General features: G+C 42.5%; 17 protein-coding genes and 1 tRNA gene. 8 read left to right on the top strand and 10 right to left on the bottom strand.

Translation table 11 applies throughout. From position 1 onward, the window contains the following. The first annotated feature begins 2 nt into the window (after nucleotides 1–2). From CGC64_RS09380 to mobV, 3 genes are all read left to right on the top strand, one after another. Nucleotides 3–1,076, top strand: a complete 1,074-nt coding sequence (locus tag CGC64_RS09380; protein WP_005677638.1) for an AAA family ATPase — start codon at nucleotides 3–5, stop codon at nucleotides 1,074–1,076. A gap of 327 nt (nucleotides 1,077–1,403) precedes the next feature. Then, nucleotides 1,404–2,372, top strand: a complete 969-nt coding sequence (locus tag CGC64_RS09375; RefSeq protein WP_005816488.1) for a toprim domain-containing protein — start codon at nucleotides 1,404–1,406, stop codon at nucleotides 2,370–2,372. A gap of 183 nt (nucleotides 2,373–2,555) precedes the next feature. Next, nucleotides 2,556–3,896: a MobV family relaxase gene (mobV, locus tag CGC64_RS09370; RefSeq protein WP_005677636.1), complete on the top strand. Its 1,341-nt coding sequence runs from the start codon at nucleotides 2,556–2,558 to the stop codon at nucleotides 3,894–3,896. A gap of 133 nt (nucleotides 3,897–4,029) precedes the next feature. Here the strand turns inward: mobV and CGC64_RS19110 are convergent, their stop codons facing one another. The 7 genes from CGC64_RS19110 to CGC64_RS09335 form a co-directional block, all read right to left on the bottom strand. After that, nucleotides 4,030–4,350, bottom strand: coding sequence for a PH domain-containing protein (locus CGC64_RS19110; protein ID WP_236588797.1), 321 nt, complete (start codon nucleotides 4,348–4,350; stop codon nucleotides 4,030–4,032). 200 nt (nucleotides 4,351–4,550) lie between these two features. Next, nucleotides 4,551–5,519: a DUF4848 domain-containing protein gene (locus CGC64_RS09360; protein WP_005677634.1), complete on the bottom strand. Its 969-nt coding sequence runs from the start codon at nucleotides 5,517–5,519 to the stop codon at nucleotides 4,551–4,553. A gap of 164 nt (nucleotides 5,520–5,683) precedes the next feature. Further along, the gene (locus tag CGC64_RS09355; protein WP_005677633.1) at nucleotides 5,684–6,478 is read right to left on the bottom strand and encodes a hypothetical protein; all 795 of its coding nucleotides are present in this window, start codon (nucleotides 6,476–6,478) and stop codon (nucleotides 5,684–5,686) included. A 267-nt stretch (nucleotides 6,479–6,745) separates the two neighbouring features. Further along, nucleotides 6,746–7,402 (bottom strand): hypothetical protein, encoded by a 657-nt coding sequence (locus tag CGC64_RS09350; protein ID WP_005677632.1) that lies wholly within the window; start codon nucleotides 7,400–7,402, stop codon nucleotides 6,746–6,748. Between the two features lie 44 nt (nucleotides 7,403–7,446). Further along, on the bottom strand, nucleotides 7,447–7,767 hold the full coding sequence (locus CGC64_RS09345) for a hypothetical protein (protein ID WP_005677631.1): 321 nt from the start codon (nucleotides 7,765–7,767) through the stop codon (nucleotides 7,447–7,449). 166 nt (nucleotides 7,768–7,933) lie between these two features. Next, nucleotides 7,934–8,773 (bottom strand): hypothetical protein, encoded by an 840-nt coding sequence (locus CGC64_RS09340; protein WP_011965612.1) that lies wholly within the window; start codon nucleotides 8,771–8,773, stop codon nucleotides 7,934–7,936. 679 nt (nucleotides 8,774–9,452) lie between these two features. Further along, nucleotides 9,453–9,537: transfer RNA gene (locus CGC64_RS09335), tRNA-Ser, on the bottom strand. Nucleotides 9,538–9,670: 133 nt separating this feature from the next. On the opposite strand from CGC64_RS09335, the gene CGC64_RS09330 reads away from it, so the two are divergent. The 3 genes from CGC64_RS09330 (at nucleotide 9,671) to CGC64_RS09320 (ending at nucleotide 14,556) form a co-directional block, all read left to right on the top strand. Then, nucleotides 9,671–12,175 carry an endonuclease MutS2 gene (locus tag CGC64_RS09330; protein WP_005677628.1) on the top strand — a complete coding sequence of 835 codons (2,505 nt, stop codon included), beginning with the start codon at nucleotides 9,671–9,673 and terminating at the stop codon, nucleotides 12,173–12,175. A gap of 102 nt (nucleotides 12,176–12,277) precedes the next feature. Beyond that, nucleotides 12,278–13,330, top strand: a complete 1,053-nt coding sequence (corA, locus tag CGC64_RS09325) for a magnesium/cobalt transporter CorA (RefSeq protein ID WP_005677627.1) — start codon at nucleotides 12,278–12,280, stop codon at nucleotides 13,328–13,330. 17 nt (nucleotides 13,331–13,347) lie between these two features. Next, on the top strand, nucleotides 13,348–14,556 hold the full coding sequence (locus CGC64_RS09320) for an L-serine ammonia-lyase (protein WP_005677626.1): 1,209 nt from the start codon (nucleotides 13,348–13,350) through the stop codon (nucleotides 14,554–14,556). A 116-nt stretch (nucleotides 14,557–14,672) separates the two neighbouring features. On the opposite strand, the gene CGC64_RS09315 is transcribed toward CGC64_RS09320, so the two are convergent. The 3 genes from CGC64_RS09315 to CGC64_RS09305 form a co-directional block, all read right to left on the bottom strand. After that, nucleotides 14,673–15,176, bottom strand: a complete 504-nt coding sequence (locus CGC64_RS09315) for a PepSY-like domain-containing protein (protein ID WP_005677625.1) — start codon at nucleotides 15,174–15,176, stop codon at nucleotides 14,673–14,675. A 45-nt stretch (nucleotides 15,177–15,221) separates the two neighbouring features. Then, nucleotides 15,222–15,668 (bottom strand): PepSY-like domain-containing protein, encoded by a 447-nt coding sequence (locus tag CGC64_RS09310; RefSeq protein ID WP_005680368.1) that lies wholly within the window; start codon nucleotides 15,666–15,668, stop codon nucleotides 15,222–15,224. A gap of 262 nt (nucleotides 15,669–15,930) precedes the next feature. Continuing rightward, nucleotides 15,931–16,479, bottom strand: coding sequence for a DUF4738 domain-containing protein (locus tag CGC64_RS09305; protein WP_005677623.1), 549 nt, complete (start codon nucleotides 16,477–16,479; stop codon nucleotides 15,931–15,933). Nucleotides 16,480–16,626: 147 nt separating this feature from the next. Here CGC64_RS09305 and CGC64_RS09295 point away from each other — a divergent pair, with 147 nt between their 5' ends. Together CGC64_RS09295 and CGC64_RS09290 are read left to right on the top strand one after the other, a co-directional pair. Next, on the top strand, nucleotides 16,627–20,172 hold the full coding sequence (locus CGC64_RS09295; protein ID WP_032855165.1) for a two-component regulator propeller domain-containing protein: 3,546 nt from the start codon (nucleotides 16,627–16,629) through the stop codon (nucleotides 20,170–20,172). 570 nt (nucleotides 20,173–20,742) lie between these two features. Then, a complete protein-coding gene (locus tag CGC64_RS09290; protein WP_005677621.1) occupies nucleotides 20,743–23,349 on the top strand; it encodes a glycoside hydrolase 5 family protein in 2,607 nt (868 codons plus the stop codon). Nucleotides 23,350–23,393 lie beyond the last annotated feature (44 nt).

Genomic DNA, 23,393 nt, shown 5'->3' with positions numbered 1-23,393 from the left:
ACATGGAGTACAGAGAAAGAAAAGAAGTCACGCCCGAAGCGGCGGTGATACTGTGGCAAGCCTCACGGCTCGACCTTTCGGAAGACTACGAGAGGGCACCCGAAATACTGAAAGTACACGGTTCCGTCATAGGCACGCTGGGGAACTTCAGCGCATCAATCGGAAAAGCAAAGAGCAAGAAAACGTTCAATGTTTCCGCAATCGTGGCGGCTGCACTGAAAAACGGGACAGTGCTAAGCTACACGGCGGAACTGCCCGAAAACAGGAGGAAAATACTCTATGTGGATACCGAACAAAGTTCCTACCACTGTGCGAAAGTGGCAAAAAGAATATTGCGCATGGCGGGACTGCCGACAGGCAGGAACCATAAAGACCTTGAATTCCTTGTCCTAAGGAAGTACACGCCCGAGGAACGAATAGCAATCGTGAGGGAGGCCATTTACCGCACCGAAAATGTAGGGCTGGTAGTCATTGACGGAATACGGGATATGGTGTACGACATCAACAGCCCCAGCGAGTCCACGAAGGTAATCTCCCTGCTGATGACATGGACGGGGGAAAGACACATACACATACACACCATACTGCATCAGAACAAGGGGGACGAGAACGCAAGGGGACACATCGGAACGGAGCTTAGCAACAAGGCCGAAACAGTGCTGCAAGTGGAGAAGGACGAGAAGGACCCCGACATCAGTACGGTCAAGGCAGCACATATCAGGGCGATGAACTTCGAACCGTTCGCATTCCGCATCAACGGGGAAGCATTGCCCGAACTGCTGGACGAATACCTGTTCAAACACAAGGATCCGGGAAAAGGGAAAAAGGAGAAGTTCGACCCCTACAAGGACATCACAGAGAAGCAGCACCGCATCGCACTGGAAGCGGCATTCACACTCAAAGATGAATACGGCTACAAGGAGCTTGCGGAAGAATTGAGGAAAACCTACGCCTCTGTCGGTGTCATGCTTGGGGGAAACAGGCTGACAGACCTCATTACAGTACTGAAAAACAAACGGATGATAGTACAGGAGAACGGCAGGAAATACACCTTCAAACCCGATTTTCACTATTAGCGGTATTGTATGGGAACCACTTTACTTTAGTCCCGTACCATATATATACGGAAGTAAAGTAAAGTGGATATAGCCCGTAATATACAAAAAGATACGGGCGAAAAGAAAAAATAATATTCACACTTGACAAGAACAACGGTATGACAGTACGGAAAAGGGTATGGTCTCATACCAGGCCTCCACCATGACGGCACAGACCGGAAACCGCTTTACTTTAGTCTGGGGGCATATATATAGCAAAGTAAAGTAAAGCGGATGCAGCCCGTAACACATGAAAGGGTACGGGCGAAAAACCCAAAAACAATATCTACTTAAAACAGAAATATGATGAATATGAATGAAGCGAAGCAGATACGCATAGAGGAATATCTGCACAGTCTTGGATACAGTCCGGTAAGGCAACAGGGTGGTAGTCTATGGTACAACTCACCGTTCAGGGACGAACAGGAACCCTCCTTCAAGGTGAACACCGAACGCAACCTATGGTATGATTTTGGCGCAGGCAAAGGTGGTAATATCATCGCACTGGCACAGGAGCTATACGCATCCGACAGTCTGCCCTACCTCTTGGAAAGGATAAGGGAGCAGGCACAAAACGTGCGCCCGGTCTCTTTCTCTTTTGGCAAGCAACCCTTATCAAAGCCGAGTTTCCGGCAGTTGGAGGTAGTACCGCTCTCCTCTCCCGCCCTGTATACCTACCTGCGGCAAAGGGGAATAAATACGGAACTGGCAAAAAGAGAATGCAGGGAGGTCCGCTATCTGACCGGGGAAACCCCATACTATGCTATAGGCTTCCCCAACCGTTCGGGAGGATACGAGATACGCAACAAGCATTTCAAGGGATGCATAGCACCGAAGGACATCACCCATATACGACAATCGGAGTCGAAGGAGGCATGCTACATCTTCGAGGGATTCATGGACTACCTCTCTTTCCTCACCCTGCGGCTGGAAAGGTGTCCCGACCGTCCCGAACTTGACGGACAGGACTACATCGTACTGAACTCGACTTCCGACCTTTCCAAAGCAATCCGACCGTTGGGCGGTTATGAAAGCATCCATTGTTTCCTTGACAACGACAAGGCGGGAATCGAGGCCGTTCAGGAGTTGCAAAAAGAGTACGGGCTACGCATACGGGACGCATCGCACATATACGAAGGGTACAACGATCTGAACGACTTCCTGCGGGATAAAAGGTCAGGACAGGCGCAACGGCAGCAAGAGAAACCGGAAGCGGAAAAAAGGCAACGGCAGACAGAGCAGCCGAAGAAGAAAGGCAAAGGGATCAGGATGTAGCCGCACAGCCACCGGAAGGCTTTGAAAAAAGCCATAGCTCATTAGGGCTTTTTCTTAACGCAATGCACACATTGCTAAAAAAGCCCCAACGAGCCATAGGGGCGCCGCCCCTTTGGAAACCCCGTCTGCCATGCGGCATAAAAGCAAGGCAGGGGAAGTATTAACCTGAAATTATTGACAGTTATGGGATATGCAGTTTTGCATCTGGAAAAGGCAAAAGGGACGGACAGCAGGATGTCCGCACACATAGAGCGCACCGTTCACCCGAAGAATGCGGACAGAACGCGCACACACCTGAACCGGGAGCTCGTACAGTTTCCCGAAGGGGTGAGGAACCGCACGCAGGCGATAGCCCAACGGATAGAAACGGCAGGCATCAGACGCAAGGTGAGCGCCAATCAGGTGAAGGCAATCCGGATACTCCTTACCGGAAGCAACAAGGACATGAAGCAAATGGAAGCGGAAGGACGGATTGAAGACTGGTGTAACGACAGTCTGAAATGGATCCGGGAAACATACGGGGAGCAGAACCTCGTATCGGCAGTACTGCACATGGACGAGAAGACACCACACATACACGCCACAGTCATACCGATAGTGACCGGAGAGCGAAGGAAAGCCGGACAGGAAGAACAGAACGGGAAGAAAAAGTACAGAAAGAAGAACCCGCAGGACGTGAGACTCTGCGCAGATGATGTAATGGCGAGGCACAGGCTAAAACACTATCAGGACACTTATGCCCAAGCCATGAACAAGTACGGCTTGCAGAGAGGCGTGGACGGCTCATTGGCAAAGCATATTTCCACCATGCAATACTACAAGCAGTTGGTGGAGCAGCAGGACAGCCTGCAAGAGAACATAGAAAACCTGCTGGGGCTGGAAGAGGAAGCAATGAAAAAGCTGAAGCAGGTAAAGGGGGAAATCAACGTGCAGAAAATGAAGGGGGCGGCGGTGAACGCCACCACAGCCATAGCGGACGGGGTGAGCTCACTTTTCGGCGGCAGCAAAGTTAAGAAGCTGGAAGCGGAGAATGAAAATTTGAAACGGAACATTGTGAATCTGCAAAAGCAGGTGCAAGCCGAACAGAGGGAGCAGACAAAAATGGAAAACCGTCACAGCAGCGAGATAAACAAAGTTGACCGGAGCTACCGGCAGAAAATCGCAGAATACGACAATCGGCTGGAACTGATAGACACCTACTTTCCTATTGTAAAGGAACTGATACCCATAGCAGAACAATGCCGGGAAGTGGGCTTCACCGAAGAACTGACAAGACGAATTGTCAGCCTGCAACCCGTGGAATTCAAGGGAAGGCTCTATTCAAAGGAGTACAAGGAGAAGTTCAGGACGGAGCACTCAACGGCAACAGTGGAGAGGAACCCGCAGGAGAAAGGAAAATTCAGGCTGTGCATTGACGGAATACCCATACTCGATTGGTTCAGGAAGAAATATCAGGAAATTAAAGAAAAGTTAGGGCTAAACACACCTGTTGAAAACAAGCAACGAAAAGGATTGAAAATATAATCACTTAATAGCAGAGAGGGGCTATTAATTATTAGTGCTCTAAAAAACTAACGGGAAGAATAAAAAACATATTCTTCCCGTCAAGTAATATCATAACTATATTTTCCAACAGACCATATTAATATTCAGCATATTATAAGTGAATCAACAAATCTTTTATAAACATATCTCTGTTCTCACAGCTTAAGAGGTAATTCTTTTTTTCTGTTAATATAAAAATTTGTTGATTGGGATTCTTTACATAGGAATAATATTTCCCATAATGGGTACTGCCCATTACACCTATATACCCCAAAAAGCCATTACTTCCGAAATAACGGACATCATTTTGAACACCGTCATAAACAAAAACGTTCTTAATACAAGAATACGGAATACATTTCTTACCAAACACTCTTTTTATAACGAGTTGATCCTTTTCCAAACAAATAAATGAAGGAATCACTATCAGCATGTATATGTATATAGATACAAGAATGGTACCCAATAACAGGCTTGCGATTTGATCCTGCAAAGATTGTAGCATAAAAGTTCTTAATAGAAACATAAGTCCAGTAGTTAATAAGACAATCTTTAACACCAGAGACCAGCGCTCCATTATCGGCTGAAACTTTGATTTATATACGCTCATTATATTGCTATCTTTACTGTTGACTATATTACACGTATGTTATGAAATGATTGGTTTCCTTTTGCATCTCCCCTTGAAGATTTAAAGTTTTCCACAACTGCATCAAAGACATTTCCAACTCGTTCTATGGGTAGGTTTAAAATCGAAACCTCTTTTCCATAAGGACAAAAGACTGTATTCTTATAATTAAACTTTGAGCTTTTCATTGTTAACATAGCCGAATAACCGGCCTTAACACTCTTTTTCCAAAAAAGTTGTTTCTTTTTAGTTTTAAATTCCACAGCAAAAGAATTACCATTAACGATACGCCCAATAGTCATTGTGCTTTTATATTTTCCATTCTTGATTGTTAATGAAGCATCTTTAAATCCCTTAAAACCTGGCTCAATCGGAGTTGGCTCTGCTGCCTGTGTAGCTGAAACAACTTCATCCAAATCATAAGTAGGATAATCATATTTAGGCCCTCTTAGACTATTACCGATTACAACGTAACCTTTTATATTACCGAGTAAGGACAAATCATTATCAGTGAATGTAAAATAAGGGGTAACGTCGAATAAGTCAACTGTATTAAAAGAAAAAATATCTGAATATTTATCCTTGTACGTATTTATCATCTCTTGTATTAAGTGAGAATCATCACTTTCCATATCAAATATTTTATCGAGCTCCCTATCTGCCTGCTCCCATAAAATATACGCCCCTTCAAAGCCCAACTGCTGAAAATAAGTAAATCTTTCATTTTCTGTCATGTTTTTAAGCTGCCGGAGTGTCTCGCTATACACCTGTTCATCTTTAAAATGAAGAACTGGCATATTCAAGTACTCACTAACACTTCTCGTTTCTTTTACCCACATATCCATTGTCGAAACCTCAACATCCGGTATGGTTTCTTGTGCAGAACCGATAAATTCATTTTCGCTATTGCAAGATAACAAGCTTACAATCATGCATGCACTCAAAATACAACCAAAAATCTTTTCAATTTTCATAGTGTATGATTTTGTATTAAACAATTATTTTATTTAAAAGGCTTTACCTTAACAGTAACCTTTTCCGTTTTATTAGCATGGTTATAAAACACATTACTACAACTTTGAAAGATGATCAAACATCCGAACAATACAAATACTATTTTCTTCATAAATGATACTTTTTATTTAAACAATCCATATATTATTTCTTGTAAAAATCCACCAAAATCCATTTCCACTTTATGCTTTTTAAATTTATAGTAAGGCATTAAGATAGGAGTAACTCCCCCACGTTCAAAAGGATATTCACGATAACCCCTTATACCTAATTCCGTTCCAAAAGAATCCGTTATATCGAAAGCAACACTGCCTCCGTAGTCATTACGGCTGAATGAAGTAACAGGAGTAAATAAAAAACCGCCAAATACATGCAAACTCATTCGGGAATTAAAGGAATAAGAAAGTTTACCCGATATACCAAATGTTTCATCCACATGGCGAGGGGTACTCAACTTCATTGCATGCAATGCAACATCAGCAAATAAATTATCTGACAATGATTTGTTATATCCAATAGCAGCATAGTTAAAAACACCAATACCAATTAAATTCATTTGGCGTCCCATGCCGTAAACGTGACCATTCCACAATGGGGCTATTACCCCCGACACATTATATTCCCCTTTATGTAAAGGACTTTGGTCTGTGTAAAAAAACGGTCCACCCTTCTTGAATTGAAGAGTAACACCGGAATTTGCAAAAATAACAGAATTTTGATATTCCCAAATAGGATATTTAACCGAATCAACTGCAAAATCTTTGTGAAAACGCAAATACCGTTTTCTCACAGGATTCATACCAACCCACTTCGATTCTTGACCATACATCCCAAGAGGACACATGATGATCCAAAACAAAACAAATGCTGCAAAACTAATTAATGTAGTCACCTTTCTATACATATTGATTTTCATCATTATGCCCAAAGCATGAAAATAAAAGCATCACACACAAGGGCTGTAAATAAATCCACTGTCAATTTACATTTCTGCGATATTTATTTAAATGAACAATCAGGATTTTTGCACGATTTTCTTACATAATCCTTTAACAGATAGTATAAACAGAAAAACTATTACGAAGCATTTTGTATAATATTCCTGTTCGAATAAATCAACAAGCAGTGGGATTATAATGAATGTTGATAGACAAAAGATCATTATCAGAGTGCTTTTTTTCATGTTTTAGCAAAAAGTAGCAACTCCTACTAAGGCGCCGCTCCACCCACCTAAAGCGGTTCCCGATACTGTACCGATAACAGGTAGTGTGACAGTACCAACTCCTGCACCACCAACCGCACCTAATCCCGCGGATCCTGCAGTTCCTGCAACACATTTCACTACTTTCCATGCCGTCCCCCAAAATCCTCTCGTTGTAGCTTTAGGAGCTTCTAACTCCATAACATAATAAATAGCTTCAACAGCTATATCTACAGAATTCATTAGAATATTGTATTCTTGGGAGTTTGGAGATAGAGTACTATTTTGCACAATTTTTTTGAGCTGAAGCCTTAGAGTTTCAGGGGAAGCCTCTGTATCAACTTTTATGTTTTTCATACTCTCTATTACTTCCATTACTTCAGGGGATATCCTCTCAACATAATCGTCTTCATTGATAGCTCTGGAGATAGGTTTAATATCCTGTATCAAACTATTTGCATAAGCAGCAGCTTCTTCTACTGATTTAAACCCCTTACTTTCAAAGGCACTTTTTATTTGAGAGATTTCGTTAACTTCATCCAATTCCTTTTTGAAATCATTTATCACTTCTTCTGGATCATTACTGCAACCAACAACAATCAACAGCAAGAAAAAAGAAAAAACATACTGTAAAATCTTCATAAGGCTTTTCTTTTTGATTAAACATGTACTAAAAAACACAATTATTATTCTTTTATAATTCTAATATTATCTGGTGTAGGTTCTTCCTCTTGTTCTATTTTAACTAAAATAGAATCATCGAATGTAAGACTTGTTGTTAAGATATATTCGTATCGAGCTACAACCATAGGTTCTTTATAATAAAGAACTTCTAATGTTTTGTTTCCATTATTATATGAATTAATTTTAAAAGGAGGACCATATTTCTTTAAAACCAATTCTTTTGGAGAGCCAATTTTCACAGGATCAGTGGTGAAACGACTAACCCTATATCCGGCACAAGAGCCACAGAATAAAACTATTAAAAATAAAAGGGATATTTTCATGTTATTGAATTTTTATGGGCATTCTTGAATTCAGCATATTTTTGAAATAAATCAACAAGCAGTGGGATTAGTATCATCGGAACATGAAATTAAAAACATAATTGGCAAAATCAATAAATACACATACTGTTTCATTATTAATATAATTAAGTTAATACCGAATATGTTAAAAATCAAAAGTACCATGTTTATAAGAGGACCGAGAAGGTTTATAATAATCCTCACCCGGGGTCTGGGGTTGTATGAAATCCTGTCTGAATATTTCCGTAGGATTATCTGTAATTAAATTTGCATCATGGGTATATATGTTAAAATAGCACTCTGGATCTGTTTTTTGGTTATATGGTCCTTCTCCCACAAAAGTGAATTTGTAAAAACCGATTTTTTCCCCGTCTTTTCTGACCGTAAGAAACCAGACATTACCAGTACTTATCGTTTTAAATCTCAATCCATTTAATGATGAATAAGTTTCCTCTATAAACTGATCATTCAAATATGTTTGCTTTTTACAAATAAAAGGCAATTCAAATTTCCCACCTTCAACTGGTAGAACAAAAGGATTCTGTTCCGAATGGATTTTATACACAAATGTCAACTTCCCTTTATCTATAATTAGGGGAATTTTTTCTACTTTTATACCATTAATAGTAGAGTAAGAAATCTGTAGATCAACATTCAAAATTTTATCTTCCTTATTAATATTTGAGGTTATATTTAATACAACCTGATCACCCTTTATTTTTGTCTCTATATCAGAAAAAAGAGTTTTATCAAATTCTATCGAAACATCCTTGGGAATAATCGGAACCTCTGAATCTAAAATATCATCTATCAATGTTTTTTGAATAATTGTAAAAGTAATAGTACGTTTCTCCCCCAAACAACTAAATGGTTTAGATACATTCTCACTTGGCAGCAACTGATATTCAAAAATTTTATTATCTTCTTCTTTTTCACAGGAAAATAATGCTAAGGAAACGAACAGAAGAATGAATATTTTTTTCATATTAATACTATTTAGTTTTTGCAAATTAAAGGATTTTTCCTGTACAATAAAATACCAATTAATTGGTATTTTATCACAAATAACCATTCAATTTCATTATTATGCCCAAAGCATGAAAATAAAAGTATAACATACAAGAGCTGTAAACAAATCCACTATCAAAACAATAAAATAAATCGTTTTTGCATCTTTGCGATATGCATTTATGCAAAATCATACAAATTTCTTTATCAGTAAAATACCCATTAATTAGTATTTCATTGACAAAATGAAATGTACTTTAAAAGCCCAAAGTTATATTCAATTCATAACCTAAATGCCTATCCAATATAAAAATAATGCGTTTAGCACCAAGATACAAACAGAATAACACAAAATCAAGCTCTAAAGGAATGTATTACTATTATAAAAGACAGAATTATTCGGGAGATTCCCTACTCTAAAAAAGTTAAAGAAAGAAAATGATTCAAATAAATATTAGTGTAACAATATCACCAACAACACAATATCCCCTTTTCAAATTATACAATAAATAATAGTTAAGCAACCAAAGACAGTGCAAAGCCAAATAAGTAATAAAAGAACAAAGTATTAAATAAAGCAAAAACACCCAATTTTACTTTTTAGGGTGTAAAATTGGGTGTTTTTCTTGTAAATCACTGATTTTCAGCATTTATTGCGGAGAGACAGGGATTCGAACCCCGGGTACCTCGCGGTACAACGGTTTTCAAGACCGCCGCAATCGACCACTCTGCCACCTCTCCAAAACTCCTTTATCAGAAGTGCTTTCCGTTGAAAGCGGTGCAAAGGTACGAATCATTTTTAAATCTGCAAACAATCTGACACTTTTTTCGTGAATTAATCGTATTTTTGTGCCCAGTTATAAGGAATAAAGATATGATATACCCTCAAAATTTTGAGCAAAAGATAGGATTCGACCAGATAAGGCAGTTACTGAAAGACAAGTGTCTTAGCACTTTAGGCGAAGAAAAAGTTTCAGACATGGGCTTTTCCGAACAATATGAAGTAGTAGAAGAGAATTTAAACCAGGTAACCGAGTTTGTTCGCATCATTCAAGAAGAGGACGGATTTCCCGACCAATTTTTTTTCGATGTCCGCCCTTCACTGAAACGGGTACGGATAGAAGGGATGTATCTGGACGAACAGGAATTATTCGACTTGCGCCGTTCACTAGAGACCATTCGTGATATCGTCCGTTTCCTGCATCGGAACAATGAAGACGAAGAAGAAAGTGATAGCCCCTACCCCAGTCTGAAACGACTGGCGGGAGACATTGCCGTATTCCCCCAATTGATTGGAAAAATAGACGGTATCCTCAATAAATATGGAAAGATAAAAGATAATGCTTCTACAGAACTGGCTCGTATCCGCAGGGAATTAGCCAATACAATGGGAAGTATTTCCCGCTCGTTGAACAGCATTCTGCGCAGCGCGCAATCCGAAGGATATGTAGATAAGGACGTAGCCCCTACCATGCGCGACGGTCGCCTGGTTATCCCTGTCGCTCCGGGACTCAAACGTAAGATTAAAGGAATCGTCCACGATGAATCGGCAAGCGGAAAAACCGTATTTATCGAACCGGCGGAGGTTGTAGAAGCAAACAACCGCGTCCGCGAACTCGAAGGAGACGAAAGACGGGAAATTATCCGTATCCTGACGGAATTCTCCAATGTGTTGCGCCCGTCTATTCCGGAGATACTCCAGTCGTATGAATTTTTGGCAGAAATTGATTTTATCCGTGCGAAAAGTTATTTCGCCATACAGACCAACAGTCTGAAACCCGCCATAGAAAATGAACAGTTACTGGACTGGACTATGGCCGTACATCCCTTGTTACAACTGTCGCTAGCCAAGCATGGGAAAAAGGTCGTACCTTTGGACATAGAATTAAACAAGAAACAGCGTATTCTCATTATCTCCGGTCCGAATGCCGGAGGTAAATCAGTCTGTCTGAAAACGGTAGGCTTATTGCAATATATGTTACAATGCGGCATGTTGATTCCGATGCACGAACGCAGTCATGCAGGTATATTCAGCAGCATTTTCATAGATATCGGTGATGAACAGTCTATCGAAGACGATTTGAGTACCTACTCCTCTCACCTCACCAATATGAAGATAATGATGAAAAGTTGCAATGAACGTAGCCTCATCCTGATTGATGAGTTCGGAGGAGGTACGGAGCCGCAGATTGGAGGTGCCATTGCCGAAGCTGTACTGAAACGTTTCAACCAGAAAAGGACTTTCGGAGTGATTACCACCCACTACCAGAATCTGAAGCATTTTGCAGAAGACCATGAAGGCGTAGTCAACGGCGCCATGCTTTACGACCGCCATTTAATGCAGGCACTCTTCCAATTGCAGATCGGTAACCCGGGAAGCTCCTTTGCTGTAGAGATCGCACGGAAAATCGGATTGCCGGAAGATGTAATCGCTGACGCCTCGGAAATTGTAGGGAGCGAGTACATCAATGCCGACAAATATCTTCAGGATATCGTACGCGACAAACGTTACTGGGAAGGGAAACGCCAAACGATCCGCCAACGGGAGAAGCACATGGAAGAAACGATCGCCCGCTATCAGACTGAAATGGAAGAACTGCAAAAATCACGGAAAGAGATTATCCGGCAGGCTAAAGAGGAAGCGGAACGAATGTTACAGGAATCGAATGCCCGTATTGAAAATACGATCCGTACCATTAAAGAGGCACAGGCAGAAAAAGAAAAGACCCGCATGGCCCGTCAGGAGCTGACTGACTTTCGTACTTCTTTGGATGCATTGGCTTCCAAGGAACAAGAAGAAAAAATGGCTCGGAAAATGGAGAAACTGAAAGAGAAACAGGAACGGAAGAAGAATAAAAAGAACGAGCAGAAAGCGGCAAGTTCCTCAACAACCGCTACTCCTAAAGTGGCTCCTATCTCCGTTGGCGAAAATGTAAAAATTAAAGGTCAGACCAGCGTCGGGCAGGTAATGGAAATCAGTGGCAAGAATGCAATCGTCGCCTTCGGAAGTATCAAGACAACCGTCAAGTTGGACCGTCTCGAACGCTCCAACGCGGCCCCCAAGACGGAAAGCATGGCCAAAAGTACCTTTGTCAGCAGCCAGACACATGACCAGATGTACGAAAAGAAACTTAGTTTCAAACAAGATATCGATGTGCGTGGGATGCGCGGAGACGAAGCATTGCAAGCAGTCACTTATTTTATTGACGATGCTATATTGGTCGGCATGGACCGTGTACGTATTCTTCACGGAACAGGAACAGGAATCCTTCGTACACTCATCCGCCAATATCTGTCCACCGTACCGAGTATCCGCCATTATGCCGACGAGCATGTGCAGTTCGGAGGTGCCGGAATCACAGTAGTAGATTTTGATTGACCCGGATATAAGACATATTGTAAACAAAACGTCGCAAGAACTTGTTCTCATTTAGAAAACCACTACCTTTGTTGCGGTGGTTTTCTAAAACGAGAATAAAGCATGAAAAATAACCTATTAAGCGAAAAGCTCATTTACACAGGGGACAGCCTTACTCCTACCCACATTCATCTCTGCACCTACAATGCCACTGAGATGCAGGAAAGCTCCGGCGACACCTTCCAATCCGTCAAAGCAACATTAGACAGTGCGCGAATCAACTGGTTGCAAGTGCACGGTTTAAAAGATACGGAAACAATCCGCGAGATTTGCGCTCATTTTGAAATAGACTTCCTTGTTTTGCAGGATATCCTGAACGCAGACCACCCGACTAAAATCGAAGAACATGATAAATATATCGTTCTCATCCTGAAATTATTCTATCCCAACACCCATAAGGAGGAAAACGAACTGGACGAACTGCTCCAACAGCAAGTCTGTGTCATTCTGGGAAGCAACTATGTGCTGACCTTTCTCGAACAGGAAACCGACTTCTTCGATGATATTAACGCTGCCTTACGCAATGATGTACTGAAAATACGTAGCCGTCAGACGGATTATTTGCTCAGTGTACTGCTGAACAGTATAATGACCAATTACATCTCAACAATTTCTTCTATCGACGATGCCCTCGAAGATCTTGAAGAGGAGTTGCTGACTATCACCGACGAAAATGATATAGGTATCCAGATCCAGTCACTCCGGCGTCAATATATGCTGATGAAGAAATCCATTCTCCCCCTAAAGGAACAATACGTAAAACTGTTACGGGCGGAAAACCTGCTTATCCATAAAGTAAACCGTGCGTTCTTCAATGACGTGAATGACCATTTACAATTCGTTCTCCAGACTATTGAAATCTGCCGTGAAACGCTTTCTTCATTAGTCGATCTATATATATCGAACAATGACTTACGCATGAACGACATCATGAAACGTCTGACCATTGTATCCACTATCTTCATCCCTCTCACCTTTTTAGTCGGAGTATGGGGAATGAATTACAAATGGATGCCGGAGCTTGATTGGCGATACGGATATTTATTTGCATGGATTTTAATGGGAGTTATCGGTATTGTTGTATATTTGTATTTTAGAAAAAAGAAATGGTATTAATTAAGCACACATAACTCATGAAATCAATTAAAGAGCTATATCGAATCGGTACTGGTCCTTCCAGTAGTCACACAATGGGTCCACGCAAAGCTGCAGAAATGTTCGTAGAACGTCATCCGGATGCAGCCTCTTTCAAAGTAACACTCTATGGAAGTCTCGCCGCTACCGGAAAAGGGCACATGACGGATGTAGCCATTATAGACACACTCAAAACTACCGCCCCGGTAGAAATCATCTGGCAACCGAAAGTCTTTCTTCCTTTCCACCCGAACGGAATGACATTTGCCGCTTTCGACGCTAACAACAAGATTCAGGAGAATTGGACAGTTTATAGTATCGGCGGAGGCGCACTAGCTGAAAACAACAGCAATCCGACAATTGAAAGTCCTGAAGTATATGGGATGAACAGTATGACGGAAATTCTGGAATGGTGCGAACGTACCGGAAAGAGTTACTGGGAATATGTGAAAGAGTGCGAGAATGAAGATATCTGGGATTACCTCGCTGAAGTATGGGATACAATGAAAGAAGCCATTCACCGCGGACTGGAAGCGGAAGGAGTGCTCCCCGGCCCATTGAACCTGCGACGGAAAGCTTCTACCTATTATATACGTGCTACCGGATACAAACAGTCCCTTCAATCGAGAGGACTCGTATTCTCTTATGCACTGGCGGTAAGCGAGGAGAACGCTTCGGGGGGAAAGATAGTAACTGCCCCCACCTGTGGTTCCTGCGGTGTCATGCCTGCCGTACTTTATCACCTGCAAAAGAGCCGTGATTTTAGTGATATGCGTATTTTGCGTGCATTGGCTACTGCCGGACTGATCGGAAACATCGTCAAATTCAATGCGTCTATCTCCGGTGCGGAAGTAGGTTGCCAAGGTGAAGTAGGCGTTGCCTGTGCCATGGCATCGGCAGCAGCCAACCAATTATTCGGAGGTAGTCCGGCACAAATTGAATATGCAGCAGAAATGGGATTGGAACATCACTTGGGTATGACTTGCGACCCTGTATGCGGATTGGTACAGATTCCCTGCATCGAACGGAATGCCTACGCTGCCGCCCGCGCACTTGACGCAAATCTTTATTCCGCCTTTACGGACGGTATGCATCGTGTCTCTTTCGACAAGGTAGTGCAAGTGATGAAACAAACCGGACATGACCTTCCCTCACTCTACAAAGAGACGAGTGAAGGAGGATTGGCCAAAGATTACCAGCAAATGTAAACCTACAATTATAGTGACGCTATCTTATCGGAAGACCGTCACTATACTAACAAAAGAGTGACGCTATCCTGACAAGATACCGTCACTCTTTCCATTTCAGTTAAATGGATAAGAAATTATTCTGCCGGAGGCCAAATCGTATCATCCCCGTTACTGATATCCTTTTCGTGCAGCAATCCACCATCCTGCGAGAAAACCAGTGAATAGCGCCGGCTTCCCTGCTTCACCTGAATGACAGATTCCGTAGGATTCTGCGGATAAACGAGTACATAGACATCGGTCACCACCCAAGAACTATATTTGGTATTATTGAAAGCAGTATATACAGCCGGAACTAAACTATCTATACTTTCCAGTTCATTTTCTGTCATCAGCCAATTCGCATTCCCGTCAAACCAGACTTCCAGTTCGTCATCGGCCACCCAGCAATCGGCCACATAATACACATCTTTCATTTCCCATTCTATATTCTGAGCTGCCGGATATAATTGTTTCAAGGCTTCCGTAATATTGGAAGGCGGATTGAAAGCCGGATCATCATCTTCATCGGAACAGGCGCCGAATGAAAGGGCAGCCAACATCAGAACCACCGCCCAGGCGCCAAACTTAAATCTCAACATAGTTACTTTTTTGGTTCAGGTTTATTATTATACTATCACTTATACTTAATCGTCCGCTTTAACAAACTTCCCTTTCTTGTCAAACTTGAAAGAGACGCCTGTGGACAATTCAACTTCATATCCCTTACGGTCACGCTCCACTTTCGTCACTCCTTCAGCAGCAAAATTATGTGCTTTCAGATAATCAACGGCAAAGTTCGGAACAATACTTGCAGGAATCACCTGTCCTTTTCGGGCACTTACTTCTTCCCAGTTTCCCTTGCTGTCGAATTCTATTTCCGTACCGTCTGTCAGTAACACCTCATATTTGGTAGCCTCCAGCATTTCCTTATCAATCTTGATATGAGACACTTCGGGTTTAGTAAAATGACGGTTAATAAAATTGCGTGCCGGAAGCGGTAACTGATTCATGTCTTTAGTTATCACATCAGCAGCCCATGAAAACTGTACGGCAACAATAGCCAACACGAGTAAAGATAGAATTTTCTTCATAATCATTATTTTTTTAACGTTAATACTATACTTTATTTTATACTGCAAATAACGATACAGATTTAGGAAAGATTTGGGAATAACCGGAGAACAGTCTTTTTTTTGTGTTCTTTAACTTTCAGTCCTCGGTATACAAATAAAAACAGGACAACAAATTTATCAACGGTACAAAAATATGAAAGGCAACCTTTTTCGGTTGCCTTTCGTTTGTCTCAAATGCTTTCACATTTGTGCTATTCTACTAAAAAGCCTGTTCACAGGCTTAATCGGGTGTTTCTTCTTCATACGCGTCTTCCAGCATATCAACTTTCTGAATACTCATCTTTCCGTCGGCGGTTATCGTTATGGAAAGCGGGACATACAAATCCGTCTGCGGATAGCAAACACTCGCTGCATATACAATGCCTTGCGGAGTTGTTTTATCATATACGATTCCTTCGAGCACGGACTTTGCCAGGAAGTCGGCATCCACTACCGAAGAAAAATCATTCTTGGTGAAGGTCTTGTTGAACACTGATTCACCACCGCGCGTCAGACGCAGCACGATTTTATTATCCATATACGTATCCCCCATTTCATTGGTAACATGAGGCAGGCTCTCGTCCGGTGTACGGGAAACGAAAGAACGATAATCCTTCCCTTTGAATTTGATGTCTATTTCACTTTTAGAAGTCTGCATCCGTTGTATTCCACGGGCGTCTACGCTATCCTGCGTTGCCAATACCGACTCCTTTTTCGAGTTTACTTTACCGCCACAAGCAGTCACAGCCACAACCAGCGGCAACAAAAGCAGATAAATAAGCTTTTTCATCCTGAAGTTTTCTGTTTATAAATAGACGACAAAGGAACAAAAAGACGGTGAGATTTACAAGAGTAACCGGCATTTTTCCTACATTTGCAATAAAGAACAAAGTTATTTGCAATAATTACTGATTTAAAAACCTGCAAACCTGACAATATGTGCCAACGAATGATAACGATTCTTTTTCTTGTCTGTGCATTCTGTATAGGCGGCAGTGCATACGGGCAGAAAGTGAATTATCAACAATTCGAGAATATCTACCTCGGTGCCGAAGCATCGGTCATCAGTTGCTTCCTGCAAGACAGCGAAGGGTTGATATGGATAGGTTCCAACAAAGGGTTATTCAGTTACGACGGATATTCCACACAGCAGCACTTCACTTATGGAGAACGCAATAACACGCGCATTTACTGCGGAATAATAGCAGACAATACTTATTTATATTTAGGGACAGATAACGGAATCCTCGTCTACAACTACCGGACGGACAAATACGAGCAACCGGAAACGGATTTCCCGACAGATGTACGGACAATGGCGCTTCAAGGAGACACCTTATGGATAGGTTCGTTGAACGGTCTGTATACGTATCAACTCAACACAAAGAAACTGGCTTCACTCGACAGTAAGAGCAACGGACTTCCCCATCACACTATTTATTCTATCATCCGCACAACGGACAATCAGATATATGTAGGCACCTACAATGGTTTATGCCGATATATAGAGGAAAGCGGAAAGTTTGAAAATATCCCGTTGCCCGTCAACCGGAGCGTGAGCAATCTCTTTGTCAACTCTTTGTTGGAAGATACGTCCCGCCAATGTATCTGGATCGGAATGGAAGGATCTCTTTTCCAATATACTCCGGCCACGGGACTAATGAAACCGATAGATGCCTTCCACAACAATTCCATTAAATCACTGGCTTTGGACGGGGATGGAAATTTATTAGCGGGTACCGATAACGGACTTTATGTTTACCAGAACGATAATGGGACACTGCAACACATCGTACACGACTCCCGCAATATCCAGTCGCTAACCAACAATATTATCTGGAATATATTTGCCGATCAGGAACAGAACATCTGGCTGGGAACGGATTACGGCATCTCCCTTTCACGCTACAACAGTGCATTGCAATTCATTCCTATCTCGCAAATCACGGGTACAGGAGACGGAAACCAGTTTTATTCCCTGTTCCGGGATTCCAAAGGGTTCTACTGGTTCGGAGGAACTAACGGAGTCATCCGTTTTACCAACCCCACCGGTAACAAGCACGACGCTGTCTGGTACAGAATGGGAGATAAGCACCATCCGTTGTCCCACAACCGTATCCGACACATCTACGAAGACAGAGAACAACAACTCTGGATAGCCACGGACGGCAGTATTAACCGTTACGACTACAAGACTCACCAATTTGTACACTACAACATCGTAGACAGCACAGGAACAAACAACACCAACTGGGCTTATTACCTGTTTGAAGACACCGACGGAAAACTCTGGATAGCAACCTGCCTCGGAGGTATTTTTGTAGTAGACAAACAAAAACTGGTACAATCTTCCGGCGGAACCTACATAGCCGAGCAGAACTATTCCACTCGCAACGGCCTGTCAGGAATGTTCATCAACCAAATTGTTCCCGATGCGGAAGGTAATGTATGGGTATTGCTCTACAACAGCAAAGGAATAGACAAAATCAATCCGCGCACGCAGCAAGTAACCAAATTGTTTGCCGAAGAGTTGAGCGGTGAAAAGAGCCCGAATTATCTCCTACGAGATGAGGACGGTATGCTCTGGGTAGGATTTCACGGTGGGGTCATGCGCATCAATCCCCAAGATTCCGGTCAGCAAAGTATTACCTTCGGCAGCTTCAGTAACAATGAAATTCTGTCTATGACTTCCGTAAAAGAGCATATCTGGATTTCTACAACCAACGGGCTTTGGATTGTCGACCGGAAAACAATGGATGCACGCCAACAGAACATGACAGACAAGCGTTTCACAAGTCTTTTCTTTGACCCGAAAGACGAAAACATCTATTTGGGAGGTGCGGACGGATTCGGTATTTCCCGGCCGGACATACAGGCTATGAATCAACCGGAACGCCCGATCCTGCTGACTGCTTTATATATCAACAACCAGTTGATGTCTCCGCACACCGGAGAAAGCATACCTAATATCCGTTATACGAACTCTATCGAACTGGCATATAACCAGAATAATCTGGCTTTCGAGCTTTCCGACCTCCCCTATTCGCTAGAGGAAAAGCATGAATTTGTCTATCAGCTGGAGGGAATGGACAAAGAATGGAATTTCCTGAAATCGAATACAAACCGCATTACATACAGCAATCTCAACTACGGAGATTATCAATTAATTATCAGTAAGGTGGAAAAGAGTGGCCACCCGTCCGAACATCCTTATATTTTGAATATCAAGATCCTGCCTCCGTGGTATTATACGGTTTGGGCAAAGGTGATTTATGTTCTTTTGTTCCTCAGCCTCATCATCTGGACAATCAATTTCTTCCGCGTCAAGAACCGGTTGAAAATGGAACGTATGGAGAAAGAGAAGATTCTGGAACAGTCACGCCAGAAAATGGCTTTCTTCAGCAACCTGTCCAATGAGCTAAAGACACCGCTTAGCCGGATTATTGCACCCGTGAGTCAGCTGCTCCCTGCGACGGAGGAAGCGCACGAGAAACAGACATTGGAAGAAGTGCAACGCAATGCGATGAAGATTAATTCGCTGATTCATCAGGTGCTCAACTTCAACCGTATAGAAGATAACGAAGATTCACTACTAATACTGTCACGTATCGAACTTGTGTCATTCAGCCACAGTCTGTTCTCCGTCTACGAAGAAGACAAGCGGCTGACTTTCCTTTTCGAGACAAACAAAGCGAAAATTTATGCCGATATGGACGCTATCAAACTGGGAGTGATACTAGACAGTCTGCTTTCAAATGCAGTGAAATTCACTCCGGACGGCGGCAGTATCCGGTTGTCTCTTTTCTATCGCGAAGAAACCGGCTTAGTGGATATCTGTGTATCGGACACAGGATCGGGAATCCCGCCGCGGGACATTCCTTACATCTTCCAACGTTTTTTCCAATCCCCCCACTCCGGCAATAAGGAAGGTACGGGTATCGGGCTTTATCTGGTAAAAACTTACACAGAACTGCACGGCGGACACATCACCGGCGTCACCTCCGAAGAAGGAAAAGGGACTTCCGTCGGATTGAATATTCCCGTCATAGCAGTGGAGGAAGAGGAAATCCCCGCGACACAGGAGAAGAAGCGACTGGAATCGTTGCCTGTACTCAAACCGATTGAAGCGGAATCGCAGGACGAGAAGTTCCTGTCGAATATAATTCGCCTGATTGAAGACCATCTTTCGGAGTCGGAACTGAATGTGAATGCTCTTTGTGAATTATCCGGTATCAGTAACAAACAGATTTACCGGAAAATTAAGCAATTGACCGGAATGTCTCCCGTAGAATACATCAAGTCAATCCGGATGAAAAAGGCTGCCATGTTATTGCAGCAAAAGAAGTTCACCGTTGCCGAAGTAATGTATATGGTGGGCTTCTCCAACCATTCTTATTTTTCCAAATGTTTTCAGGCTGAGTTCGGAAAAACGCCGAAGCAATATATGCAGCCTGCTGTTGACGAAGAAAATCACAATAAATAAAGCACTTGCGGGTGAGGATGAGGCATTAATTGCTGTGTTTTTACCTTTCATCATGTAGCGCTTTGTCCATTGCAACCTATTATCTTTCTTCCGGTCTATCGTTAGATAAATCCTGTTGCATTAGAAGTTAACTTTTTCCGGTCTAACGGTTAAGTTGTTTTTGATAGTATATAAACTATAAACGCAAGTTCTAATTATATAAACGCAAGCTTCATTTTTATAAATACAACTTGCATTTATAAAAATGAAGCTTGCGTTTATAGTTTACAGCAGACGGAAAGAAAATTTGCCGTTAGACCGGAGAAAATTTGTAAAGGAGGGAAAGAAATTTATCTATAAGTAGATTGCATGGAAGAACGGTAACAACCAGTTCATATTCTACGGTTATTCTGTGCAAGAGGTGAAATAGACGAACCTCATAAAAGCATATATTGGAACTAATTATGACCTAATCGCGGCTGAAAAGCACCTTTCGTCCTATTTTTATCCTTATATGTCCAATCTGTGCTTTCATCAAATCAGCACCTATCTTATCTTTGCCGGTATAAATAACCCGCCAAATTTGATAGCATGAAAAGACAGTTTATTCTTACCTTTATTTGTCTGTTGTTTACCTTCACCGGTATGCAGGGGAAAGTAACTACACCTATAATATATATAGATGGAAACGGAGTGATGCGCTGGAGCGACACCCACGAAGAGGCCTCTTTCTTCGGGGTAAACTACACCCTGCCTTTTGCCCATGCCTACCGCGCACTCGGCTATTTGGGACTCGACCGCAAAGCTGCCATAGATAAAGATGTATATCATCTCTCCCGCTTGGGACTGAATGCTTACCGTATTCATCTATGGGACGTGGAGCTGACCGACGGGCAAGGTAATCTCCTTGAAAACGAGCATATTGACCTCATGGATTATCTAATTGCCAAACTTAAGGAGCGCAATATCCATATTGTCATCACCGCACAGACTAACTTCGGAAACGGATACCCCGAACGGAATATACAAACCGGCGGTTTCTCTTATAAATATGATAAATGCGATATGCATTCTAATCCGGAAGCGATTGCCGCACAGGAAACTTATCTCCGCGACTTGGTGAAACATACTAATCCTTATACAGGACTAGCTTATAAAGACGACCCTTCTATCGTAGGTTTTGAGATCAATAACGAACCCTGCCATTCCGGTACGAAAGAAGAAGTAAAAGCCTACATCAACCGTATGCTGAAATCAATGAGCAAGGCGGGAAACCGTAAACCAGTATTTTATAATGTAAGTCACAACGGATATGTGGCAGAAGCCTATTATGAAACGACTGTTCAGGGAACTACCTATCAATGGTATCCTATCGGGCTCGTATCCAGACAAACACAACAAGGGAATTTCCTTCCTTACGTAGACCGTTATGACATTCCTTTCGCCGGAAAAGTGAAAGAATTCAATAAGAAAGCACGGATGATTTATGAATTCGATCCGGCGGATATTATGTACTCTTATATGTATCCGGCCATGGTAAGGACTTTCCGCACGGCCGGTTTCCAATGGATTACGCAGTTTGCTTATGACCCGATAGACCTTGCGTTCGCCAATACGGAGTATCAGACTCATTTTCTGAATCTTGCCTATACCCCGAATAAGGCTATCAGCATGAAAATTGCCGCCGAAGCTGCACGGAGTTTGAAAAGAGGAGAATCGTATGGGAGTTATCCTCAGGATACCATATTCGGTAATGGCTTTCGCGTCAGCTATGCGGAAGATTTAAGCGAGTTGAATAATGGAGAGAAGTTTTATTACTCCAATCAGACAAATACACCACCCAAAGATGCATCAAAGCTGGTTTCAATCGCCGGATGCGGAAGCTCGCCGATAGTGGACTATGAAGGTACGGGAGCTTATTTCATTGATTGCCTTGAATCAGGAGTATGGCGACTCGAAGTAATGCCGGATGCGGTAGTAGTCAATGACCCTTTTGCCAAGCCGTCACTCAAAAAAGAAGTAGTCAGCATTATCTACGGTACTTGGGATATGGCATTACGAATTCCGGATTTGGGCAAAGCGTTTACTCTCACAGCTCTCGACAAGAAGAACGACCGGAAAGAAGAAACAGTGACGAATGGAGTGATTTGCGACCTTCGTCCGGGGGTTTACCTGTTGAAACGAAACGGTTGTACCCCGCAACAGAACTGGAAAGCTGATTCACGTTGGAATTCGATTCGTATCGGAGAGTTTGTAGCTCCCACTCCCCGTACTATGGATTATAAGGTCACTCATACTCCGGCAAGCATTGCCGAAGCAGGCAAAGCATTGACTATTAATGCGCAAGTAGCAGGAAGCGTTTTTCCGGATTCTGTCATTATATACACGGATAAGGTGTCTTTTTGGAACGAGCATAACCCGTATATAAAGATGAAACGTACAAGCGGCTATACATATCAGGCTATCCTGCCCGCTGCAGATATAAAGGAAGATTGTTTCAAGTATAACATCATCGTCTGCCGGGGCGACAGCACCCATACTTATCCCGCCGGAAATTCCGTCACCGGAAGTTCCTCGGGAATCCAAGGAAGTCCATTGGACTGGAACTATACTTCCGATTTCTACTGGACTACACGTGTTGTCGCTTCTGGTAGTGCGATACAACTACTGAAAGTAACGGATACAGATAGCCGGATAGAAGCATATACACTTCCTGAATGGAACGACCTGCAACGTACCTTACTTGATTCTTCTCCGACTGAGAAGCCGTTGCTCCGGTTCTGTTTCACACCGAAAGGAAAAAATCCGCAACACTTCCTCCGCGCATTCGTAAAAGATGAAATCGAAGGAAGAAAAGATAAAATGAAAAGCTGCACTACGCTCTGTATTCGTGTAAATAGAGACAAACCTCTTCCGCAAGGACTCAGCGCAGGTTTTGTCACTTCGGACGGATATACCTACAAAAGTCTCTGCCCTGCTCCGTCAGCAGAAGGCATTGTACGGATTCCTCTGAAAGAACTGCGTCTAACGGATACCGCATTGTTACCCATAGCTTATCCGACATTCCTGAAACAGTATTTCCACCCGGAGACGGTAATTCCTTTCCGACCGGAGAAGATAGAGAAACTGGAACTGTCAATGCCTGGAACCGGCAAACCAACCGTAGAGATTGAACTTGGAGACGTGTGGCTGGAATAGCCGGATATGTTCACCCAGCGTCCCAAACAATAATAATACAATAA

It is taken from the genome of Bacteroides caccae, assembly GCF_002222615.2.
GTDB lineage: Bacteria > Bacteroidota > Bacteroidia > Bacteroidales > Bacteroidaceae > Bacteroides > Bacteroides caccae.
The sequence above is the reverse complement of the archived record's forward strand: the minus strand, read 5'-3'. Positions and strand labels throughout refer to the sequence as shown.

What these genes read in the sequence shown, in the direction of transcription:
- CGC64_RS09290 (WP_005677621.1), top strand. Translation starts at nt 20,743, where the DNA reads ATGAAAAGACAGTTTATTCTTACCTTTATTTGTCTGTTGTTTACCTTC.
- CGC64_RS09305 (WP_005677623.1), bottom strand. Translation starts at nt 16,479, where the DNA reads ATGAAAAAGCTTATTTATCTGCTTTTGTTGCCGCTGGTTGTGGCTGTG.
- CGC64_RS09350 (WP_005677632.1), bottom strand. Translation starts at nt 7,402, where the DNA reads ATGAAGATTTTACAGTATGTTTTTTCTTTTTTCTTGCTGTTGATTGTT.
- CGC64_RS09375 (WP_005816488.1), top strand. Translation starts at nt 1,404, where the DNA reads ATGAATATGAATGAAGCGAAGCAGATACGCATAGAGGAATATCTGCAC.
- CGC64_RS09380 (WP_005677638.1), top strand. Translation starts at nt 3, where the DNA reads ATGGAGTACAGAGAAAGAAAAGAAGTCACGCCCGAAGCGGCGGTGATA.
- CGC64_RS09345 (WP_005677631.1), bottom strand. Translation starts at nt 7,767, where the DNA reads ATGAAAATATCCCTTTTATTTTTAATAGTTTTATTCTGTGGCTCTTGT.
- CGC64_RS09360 (WP_005677634.1), bottom strand. Translation starts at nt 5,519, where the DNA reads ATGAAAATTGAAAAGATTTTTGGTTGTATTTTGAGTGCATGCATGATT.
- CGC64_RS09355 (WP_005677633.1), bottom strand. Translation starts at nt 6,478, where the DNA reads ATGATGAAAATCAATATGTATAGAAAGGTGACTACATTAATTAGTTTT.
- CGC64_RS09315 (WP_005677625.1), bottom strand. Translation starts at nt 15,176, where the DNA reads ATGTTGAGATTTAAGTTTGGCGCCTGGGCGGTGGTTCTGATGTTGGCT.
- CGC64_RS19110 (WP_236588797.1), bottom strand. Translation starts at nt 4,350, where the DNA reads ATGCTGATAGTGATTCCTTCATTTATTTGTTTGGAAAAGGATCAACTC.
- CGC64_RS09340 (WP_011965612.1), bottom strand. Translation starts at nt 8,773, where the DNA reads ATGAAAAAAATATTCATTCTTCTGTTCGTTTCCTTAGCATTATTTTCC.
- mobV (WP_005677636.1), top strand. Translation starts at nt 2,556, where the DNA reads ATGGGATATGCAGTTTTGCATCTGGAAAAGGCAAAAGGGACGGACAGC.
- CGC64_RS09330 (WP_005677628.1), top strand. Translation starts at nt 9,671, where the DNA reads ATGATATACCCTCAAAATTTTGAGCAAAAGATAGGATTCGACCAGATA.
- corA (WP_005677627.1), top strand. Translation starts at nt 12,278, where the DNA reads ATGAAAAATAACCTATTAAGCGAAAAGCTCATTTACACAGGGGACAGC.
- CGC64_RS09310 (WP_005680368.1), bottom strand. Translation starts at nt 15,668, where the DNA reads ATGAAGAAAATTCTATCTTTACTCGTGTTGGCTATTGTTGCCGTACAG.
- CGC64_RS09295 (WP_032855165.1), top strand. Translation starts at nt 16,627, where the DNA reads ATGTGCCAACGAATGATAACGATTCTTTTTCTTGTCTGTGCATTCTGT.
- CGC64_RS09320 (WP_005677626.1), top strand. Translation starts at nt 13,348, where the DNA reads ATGAAATCAATTAAAGAGCTATATCGAATCGGTACTGGTCCTTCCAGT.